We start from the raw sequence: 4872 nt of genomic DNA, 5'->3' as shown, positions 1-4872 counted from the left end.
GCGGTGGGGCTGGCCGGCGGGGCCGTCACCGTCTTCTTCCTGGTGGGGTTCATGCTGGCCTTCGGTGGGCCCCTGCTGAAGCGGATGCTGGACCTGGCGAGGCCGGAGTACCGGCTGCGCTACGTGCGCGTGCTGCGCAACGTGTACCGGGCCACGGGGGGCTACCTGGCGGGACTGACGCTCATCTGCACCATCAACGCGGGGCTCACCACCACGGTGCTGGCGCTGTTGGGGGTGCCGTACTTCCTGCCGCTCGGCATCCTCAGTGGCTTCTCCAGCATGGTGCCCTACGCGGGGCCGGTGATTGCCGGTGGCTTCATCACGTTGCTGACATGGGCCACGGGCGGCATGTGGCTGGCGCTGGGGGTGCTCGCCTACTTCGTGCTGTACGGGCAGCTGGAGGGGAACGTGCTGGCGCCGCTCGTCTTCCGGCGCACGGTGCACGTCAACCCGCTCATCGTGCTGCTGGCGGTGCTCTTCTGCGCGGAGCTGGCGGGCGTGGTGGGCGCGGTGGTGGCGGTGCCGGTGGCGGCCGCCGCGCAAATCATCACCCGCGAGGTGCTGCAGTTCCGCCAGGAGCGCCGCAACGCCACGGGCCGCGTGCCTCCAGAGACGGCGTGACGCGAGGAGGGAGTGATGTCGGACGGACCGCTCCCATGGATGCTCACGCATGGCTCGGCGGCCGTGCTCTTCCTCGTGCTGGTGGCGGGCGGCGTGGGCGTGCCGATTCCAGAGGACCTGGTGCTGCTGGCCACGGGCATCCTCTCGCACCGGGGCGTGCTGCCCCTGCCGCTCGCGCTGGCGATGGCCTTCTGCGGCGTGCTGTGCGGGGACCTGTTGCTGTTCCTCACCGCGCGCAGGCTGGGCCCCGCGCTGTACGAGCACCGGCGCCTTCGCGGCCTGCTGCCCCCGGAGCGCCGCGAGCGGCTCGCGCGCCTGTACGCGCGGCACGGAGGGCGGCTGGTGTTCGCCGGCAGGTTCCTGTCGGTGCTGCGAGGGGCGGTGTTCGCCATGGCCGCGGTGCAGGGCATGCCGGTGCGGCGCTTCGTCCTGTGGGACGCGCTGGCGCTGTGCGTGAGCGTGCCGGTGGTGGTGGGACTCGGCTACGCCTTCTCGCACAGCGTGGACCGGGTGACGCGCGGGCTCGGACGTGTGGAGCACGGCGTCGTCATCACCGCCGTGCTCGGATTGGTGGCGCTGGTGCTGGCCCGAGCGGTACGCGCCCGGCGCGCGGAGAGAGGAATCAGCCCCCCGCCACCTCGCGCAGCGAAGCCTCCACGCCGTCGAGCAACTCCGTGAGCGCGTCGTCGGGGATGTTGAGCGCGGGGGCGATGTACACGGTGTCGCCGAGCGGCCGCAGGTAGAGCCCCCGCCGCCGCGCCGCCTCGTACACGCGCCAGCCGCCGCGCGCGAGGTAGCCGCCGCCGCCCAGGTCCACCGCGCCCACCATGCCGAGCGCGCGCGGGCGCACCAGTCCGGGAATCGTTTCCGCCATCCGCTCGAAGGCGGCGCGGATGCGCGGGGCCTTGCGAGCCACCTGCCCCATCACGTCCTCGTCGCGGTACACGGCGAGCACCTCGCGCGCCACCGCCGCGCCCAGCGGGTTGCCGCAGTACGAGTGCCCGTAATAGAGCGCCCGCTGCGGCGCGCCGAGGAAGCCGGAGAAGATGCGCTCCGAGGCGAGCGTGGCGCCAAAGGGCATCAGCCCGCCGGAGAGCGCCTTGGCGAGGCACAGCAGGTCCGGCACCACGTCCGCCAGGTCCACCGCGAAGCGCGCGCCGGTGCGGCCCAGGCCGGTGAAGACCTCGTCGGCGATGAGGAAGGTGTCCACCGCGCGGGTGGCCTCGCGCACCGCGCGCAGGAAGTCCGGCGCGTACATCAACATGCCCGCCGCGCCCTGCAGCACGGGCTCGACGATGACGCCGGCGATTTCATCCGGGTGCGCGCGCAGCGCGGCCTGGACCTGCTCGAAGGCGCGCTCCCAGCCGCCCTCCTCCGCGGGGGACGGCACGTGCACCACGTCGAAGAGGAGCGGGCCGAACACCTCGCGGAACAGCGGGACGCCGCCCACGCTGGTGGCGCCGATGGTCTCTCCGTGGAAGGCCCCGGACAGGGTGATGAAGCGCGTGCGGCGCGGGCGCTCGTTCTGCGCCCAGTACTGCGCGGCCATCTTGATGGCCACCTCCACCGCCGTGCTGCCATTGTCGGAGTAGAAGACGCGCGACAGCCGCTCGGCCGCGGGCAGCGAGGCCCGGTCCGCGCCGGGGGCGATGGCCGCCAGTTCCGACGCGAGCAGGGAGGCCGGCGCATGGGTGACACCGGCCAGCGACACGTGCGGCAGGCTGCCCGCCTGCTCCACGAGCGCGCGGACGAGCCGTGGGTGCCGGTGACCGAGCGTGGAGACCCACCAGGAGCCGTTGGCGTCGAGGTAGCGGCGGCCGTCCACGTCGAAGAGGTAGGGCCCCTCCGAGCGCGAGATGACCAGCGGGTCCGTCCCCGCGATGTAGGCCTCCATGGCGGTGTAGGGGTGCCAGACGTGGCCCTTGTCCAACCTGACGATGTCCGCCCGCTCCACGTGCGTCCTCCGGGTCATGTATGGGGTCGTTGCGGCTCCTCGTATCGAAGGCCGGCGTCTGGCATCACGCGTCATGCGGGGCCGCCGTGTCTTCTACTGATGGGAACCTGAAGCCGGGGCGTGCTCGCCTGGTGTTCCGGGCCATCGATGGGCGCCCGCATGACGCTGCCATGACATGGGGGGTGTTTACCCGCCATCATGGTCGTCATCACCTTCTTCATCGCTCACTGGCTGCTCTGTGTGTTCTTCCAGAGCTTCTTCCAGCATCGCTACGCCGCGCACCGCATGTACACCATGGGTCCACGCACGGAGCGGGTGATGCACCTGCTGACATACCTGGTGCAGGGCTCGTCGTATCTGTCGCCGCGCGCGTACGCGGTGCTGCACCGTGAGCACCACGCGTTCTCCGACACGGAGAAGGACCCGCACTCGCCGCACTTCTTCAAGGACGTGGTGCGGATGATGCTGCACACGAAGAAGCGCTACGAGGACTACGCGGCCGGCCGTGGCCAGCCCGAGGCGCGCTTCCTGGGTGGCTACCCGGAGTGGCCGCTGGTGGACGACACGCTGCGCACGTCGTGGCTGGCGACGCTGGGCTGGGTGGGGCTGTACACGGCGTTCTACGTGGCGTTCGCCACGTCGCCCTGGCAGTTCCTGCTGCTGCCCATCCACTTCATGATGGGTCCGGTGCACGGCGCCATCGTGAACTGGTGCGGGCACAAGTACGGCTACCGGAACTTCAACAGCAGCGACAAGTCGCGCAACACGCTGCCGGTCGAGTTCCTGTGCATGGGCGAGCTCTTCCAGAACAACCACCACAAGTACGGCAGCAGCCCGAACTTCGCGGCGCGCAGGTTCGAGGTGGACCCCACGTGGCAGGTGATGCGCGTGCTGGCGAAGCTGGGCGTCATCCGCATCGCCACGCCGCAGCGGGCCGTCTGGCCCGAGCCGCGCGAGGCCGCCCGCGAGGCCGGCGCCGCCCGCGCCGCCTGACGTCTTCCGGAGTCCGGGTACGGGTAGGCGCTGACGTGCCTACTCGTACAGCCAATAGAGGTGGTCGTTGCTGGCGAGCGCCTTCTCCAGGAACTCGCTGAACGAGCTGGCGATCTGCTTCACCTGGCTCGGGTACGTCTCGTGCCAGGCGTCGAGCAACCGGTAGGGCCCACCCGGTTTCGCCACGTCCACGAGGACGTAGTCCGAGTCCTGGCAGTCCGCCACCGGGTACCAGGACGCGGCCTCTACGGCTCCCTGGTCCCGCCTGCGCACGCGAATGAGGGTCTCCTGGATCTCCGCGAGCGAGAGGATGCTGTAATTCGCCTCGGGCAACGGTCGGAACAACTCCGCACCATCGCAGTGCAGATAGAACGCGCGCAGGTCGGCATCGAGCCGCCAGCCCATTCGAGCTTCGAACGCGGCAATCTGCTCCGGCGTGGCGGGTGGATGCGGGAAGTGCTCGCGCGTAATCGTGTCCAGTAGTGAGTTCATCTCGGCACCATGGCTAGTCAACGTAGGGCCTGTCTGGCCCAATCGAGCGCCACTTGCCCTCACGGCTGTAGCACGCCGGATACGCCACATTGAGGGCTTCATGCACCCCCGGCTCGACAGGGAATACGTTGTCTCGCGCCGTGGGGTGGCCCCCGTGCAGCAAATCAAAGATGTGGTGCCCCGGCCAATTGCGTCCTCCGGTTTGCGGCCATGTCCCGAACTCGGCACTCCATTTGTTGCGAAAGCCCTCGCGAGCGTTCTCCCAGGTGCGCCGCCGATCTGGCCCATCGCTGACCGTCGGGTAGTCACAGCAGCAGTGGGTGATGGCGAGCCGCCCTCCAGCCGCCGCGGGCAGAAAGGCGAAGCGGCCCTGCCAGTCGCTCTTGATGTCCGCCAGCCAGATGCACCCCATGAGCGCGTGTCCTTCCGTCGCGCACTGACGCTCGCAGCGGGTCATCCACGCCGCGCTGCACAGCCAGGGCCCGTAGTAGATGACCGTGCGGACCTCTCCTCCGTCCGGACTACGAATGGGAGGCCCCACCCACTTCGCCGACGCGGGCGCGCTGACCGCGCCGACCGTGGCCGAGCCACAGCCCACGGCGCACAGCCCCAGCACGCCACACAAGACGCGGCTCCAGACAGGGGAGATAGCAGCCACGCCAAACAGGATAGACCACCAAATCAGGCAAATCACATGACCGAATTGCTGGTGGCCTCACGGGGCCCGTGCCCGCCCTGCCTGCGCGCCCGGGTCATCGGGAGCCGGCTCCGCGAGCGGCACACGCACCGCCCCGGTGTCCCCCCGCCAGCAC

The 4872-nt window shown here is 70.1% G+C and carries 6 protein-coding genes; 3 read left to right on the top strand and 3 right to left on the bottom strand.

Features of this window, described 5'->3' with window-relative positions:
• Both HG543_RS51405 and HG543_RS51400 read left to right on the top strand, forming a co-directional pair.
• The coding region (locus tag HG543_RS51405; RefSeq protein WP_169352317.1) for an AI-2E family transporter at positions 1-621 on the top strand (621 nt) is incomplete at its 5' end.
• Positions 622-636: 15 nt separating this feature from the next.
• Positions 637-1299 (top strand): DedA family protein, encoded by a 663-nt coding sequence (locus HG543_RS51400; RefSeq protein WP_169352316.1) that lies wholly within the window; start codon positions 637-639, stop codon positions 1297-1299.
• Here the strand turns inward: HG543_RS51400 and bioA are convergent.
• Entirely contained in the window at positions 1244-2575 is a 1332-nt protein-coding gene (gene bioA / locus HG543_RS51395; RefSeq protein ID WP_169352318.1) for an adenosylmethionine--8-amino-7-oxononanoate transaminase, read from the bottom strand. The genes HG543_RS51400 and bioA overlap by 56 nt on opposite strands.
• Before the next feature lie 198 nt (positions 2576-2773).
• Here bioA and HG543_RS51390 point away from each other — a divergent pair, with 198 nt between their 5' ends.
• On the top strand, positions 2774-3568 hold the full coding sequence (locus HG543_RS51390) for an acyl-CoA desaturase (protein ID WP_169352315.1): 795 nt from the start codon (positions 2774-2776) through the stop codon (positions 3566-3568).
• A 39-nt stretch (positions 3569-3607) separates the two neighbouring features.
• Here the strand turns inward: HG543_RS51390 and HG543_RS51385 are convergent, their stop codons facing one another.
• Together HG543_RS51385 and HG543_RS51380 are read right to left on the bottom strand one after the other, a co-directional pair.
• Positions 3608-4060 (bottom strand): SMI1/KNR4 family protein, encoded by a 453-nt coding sequence (locus HG543_RS51385; protein ID WP_169352314.1) that lies wholly within the window; start codon positions 4058-4060, stop codon positions 3608-3610.
• A 13-nt stretch (positions 4061-4073) separates the two neighbouring features.
• Positions 4074-4676, bottom strand: coding sequence for a hypothetical protein (locus tag HG543_RS51380; RefSeq protein WP_343073651.1), 603 nt, complete (start codon positions 4674-4676; stop codon positions 4074-4076).
• Between the last annotated feature and the right edge of the window lie 196 nt (positions 4677-4872).

This window comes from Pyxidicoccus fallax, assembly GCF_012933655.1.
GTDB lineage: Bacteria > Myxococcota > Myxococcia > Myxococcales > Myxococcaceae > Myxococcus > Myxococcus fallax.
This window is presented reverse-complemented; position numbering and strand designations above follow the sequence as displayed.